This is a genomic window from uncultured Candidatus Thioglobus sp., from assembly GCF_963981275.1.
Taxonomy (GTDB): Bacteria; Pseudomonadota; Gammaproteobacteria; order PS1; family Pseudothioglobaceae; genus Thioglobus_A.
The window spans coordinates 1-2,911 of record NZ_CAXCCZ010000064.1 but is presented as its reverse complement, the minus strand read 5'-3'; the positions used below and the strand labels follow the sequence as shown (position 1 = coordinate 2,911).

Annotated in this window: 3 protein-coding genes; 1 reads left to right on the top strand and 2 read right to left on the bottom strand. The window is 39.5% G+C overall.

Annotation, left to right across the window (positions count from 1 at the left end; all coding sequences use genetic code 11):
* On the top strand, positions 1-1,562 hold a 1,562-nt coding region (gene glmS / locus ABNR88_RS07110; RefSeq protein ID WP_348670248.1), incomplete at its 5' end, for a glutamine--fructose-6-phosphate transaminase (isomerizing).
* Here the strand turns inward: glmS and galU are convergent.
* Together galU and ABNR88_RS07100 are read right to left on the bottom strand one after the other, a co-directional pair.
* The gene (gene galU, locus ABNR88_RS07105) at positions 1,563-2,426 is read right to left on the bottom strand and encodes a UTP--glucose-1-phosphate uridylyltransferase GalU (RefSeq protein ID WP_348670247.1); all 864 of its coding nucleotides are present in this window, start codon (positions 2,424-2,426) and stop codon (positions 1,563-1,565) included.
* A 13-nt stretch (positions 2,427-2,439) separates the two neighbouring features.
* The gene (locus ABNR88_RS07100) at positions 2,440-2,784 is read right to left on the bottom strand and encodes a four helix bundle protein (protein ID WP_348670246.1); all 345 of its coding nucleotides are present in this window, start codon (positions 2,782-2,784) and stop codon (positions 2,440-2,442) included.
* Positions 2,785-2,911 lie beyond the last annotated feature (127 nt).

Genomic DNA, 2,911 nt, shown 5'->3' with positions numbered 1-2,911 from the left:
GTGTGAGCGTTGTTCACAACGGCATTATTGAAAACTTTATTGAATTAAAAGCCGAACAAGAAACTCAAGGCTACGACTTTACATCTGATACAGACACTGAAGTTATCGCTCATGCCATCCACAAAGCATTAAAAAACAGCAGTACTTTGCTAGAAGCCACACAAAAAGCCATTCAAACCTTTAAAGGTGCTTACGGCGTAGGCGTAATCTCACCTAAGGATCCAAAATGCATTATCGCTGCAAGAAGCGGCTCACCTTTAGTCATTGGGCTCAGTGATAAAGGCAACTTTATTGCTTCAGATCAAATGGCTTTACTTGATATTACCAAAGAATTTATTTTTCTAGAAGAGGGTGATATTGCTGAGATTACACTTAAATCTGTAACGATTTACGATAAAGATGGCAACAAAGTTGAGCGAGAAATAAAAATCTCAAAACTAAAAAGTGGGCAAGTATCAAAACGTGGTTACGACCATTACATGCTCAAAGAAATCTTTGAACAACCGCAAGCCATTCGTGACACTCTAGAATCACGCATCACTAAAGATACGGTACTTACCTCTGCATTTGGACATGAGGCTAAACAGATTTTTAAAGATACCAAGCAAATTCAGATCATTGCTTGTGGCACTAGCTACAATGCAGGTCTGGTAGCCAAATATTGGTTAGAAGACATCGCTAAAATTCCTGCCCACATTGAAGTGGCAAGTGAATATCGATATCGTCAGCCTATTGTGCTGGACAACACGCTGTTTATTACCATTAGTCAAAGCGGTGAAACGGCTGATACTTTAGAGGCATTAAAGGCTGTCAAAAAATACAATACGAACATTCATTCACTGGCCATATGCAACTCAGCTGAATCGTCGCTCACTCGTGAATCAGAACTCACTTTTTTAACCCATGCTGGACCTGAGATCGGCGTGGCATCTACCAAAGCTTTTACCACTCAACTGGTATCGCTTGCACTATTAGCTGTTGCGATTGGGAAGTGTCACAATCAAGTATCAAAACAACAAGAGCTAAAAATTGTGGGGGGTCTAAATCGATTACCAGGATTAATTAAAAAAACCCTAGAGCAAGAAGATCAAATCATTGAACTGGCTAAAACTTTTAAAAATAAGTTTAATGCAATTTTTCTAGGTCGTGGCACTATGCATGCCGTTGCCATGGAAGGCGCACTAAAACTTAAAGAAATTAGCTACATTCACGCTGAAGCCTTCCCTGCTGGTGAACTCAAACACGGCCCCATCGCTCTAATTGACAAAGACACGCCAGTGATCGCTGTAGCGCCTAATGACAAACTTTTGGACAAACTCAAATCTAACCTTCAAGAAGTTAAATCAAGAGGCTCACAAATGATTGTCTTTGAAGATGAAAATGCAAAAGTAGAGTCCATGAAAGGCATGACTATTGTTCCAACTACTGCTGACTTAGGCAGAATCACGGCACCAATTATTTTTACCATTCCATTGCAACTGCTTAGTTATCATGTGGCAATCATCAAAGGTACTGATGTAGACCAACCTCGTAACTTAGCCAAATCAGTTACAGTGGAATAACTAAACCAAGCCTTCTGCCTTAGCAAAGGCATTAGTCGCAACCACAAACCCTCCAACACTGCCACAATCAAACCTTGTTCCTCGGAATTTATAAGCAATGACTTTACCTTGTTTAGCAAGTGTCATCAGTGCATCGGTAATTTGAATTTCTCCATTTTTATCAGGAGCAGTATTTTCTAGTACATCAAAAATCTGTGGTATGAGAATATATCTGCCAATAATGGCCAAATTAGTCGGGGCATCTGCTGAGTTTGGCTTTTCGACCATACTACTAACTCGATAAGCATTGTCCGATCCTTCTAACAATTCCCCATCAATCACGCCGTACTTGTCAACCTCGGCCATAGGTACTTCTTCAATAGCTACAATACAACAGTCAGGATGTTGTGCGTAAAGATTAGTCATTTGTTTGAGAACTGAATCGCCATCACTCTTTTCAGTACCCCCTTGAGGGGTATTAGTGCAAAGATCATCCGGCAAGATAACAGCAAATGACTCATCACCGATTAGTGGTTTACCGGTATAAATTGCATGACCTAAGCCCAACATTTGTTCTTGATTTATGTAATTAAAATCACATTTTTTACTTACATAATTAACCTCATCTAGTAGTGATTCCTTATCTGTACCTTGGATACTGCCTTCGATATCTGCATGCGGTTTGAAATGATTTTCAATGGCTTGCTTGTACTTACTAGTGACCATAGCCATGTTAGTCATGCCAGCACTCATCGCTTCTTCCACACCGTATTGAATCAGTGGCTTGGTGAGTATAGGTAGCATCTCTTTAGGGATGGCTTTAGTCGCTGGCAAAAAACGCGTACCGTAGCCTGCTACTGGGAAGAGACATTTCTTAATAGTCATAAGTCAGAAGTTGTTAGTCATTAGATAAGTATTTCATTAAGCCGGTTAACATTGCTGATATCTCTTGAGTTTCAGCTATCCATGTTTTTCCAATAGATGAGGGAATATAGCCGATTTTAATACCAATATAAATTTGGGTGCGCAATTCTGCACAAGATCCTTTGGAATAGTTAAGAAAATTACGCTTTTCTTTGTCACCCACCCTACCAAAACCTTCTGCAATGTTGCTCGGTATGGATAATCCTGACCTTGTAATTTGGTCTTTAAATCCATAATCTTTGAGCGTAGACAGCTCTTTGTATATTTCAACTGATAATTTAGATGAACGCTTCCAAACTTCTAAATCTTCAAATTTCACTGATAACTCCAGACTTATGACTTGTTTTTCAAGCTTTCTTTAAGGATGGTTTTTCCGTGCTCTACACCTGGCTGATCGTAAGTATTAATTTGCAAGAACTGTCCAATAACCGACACCATTAATTGGT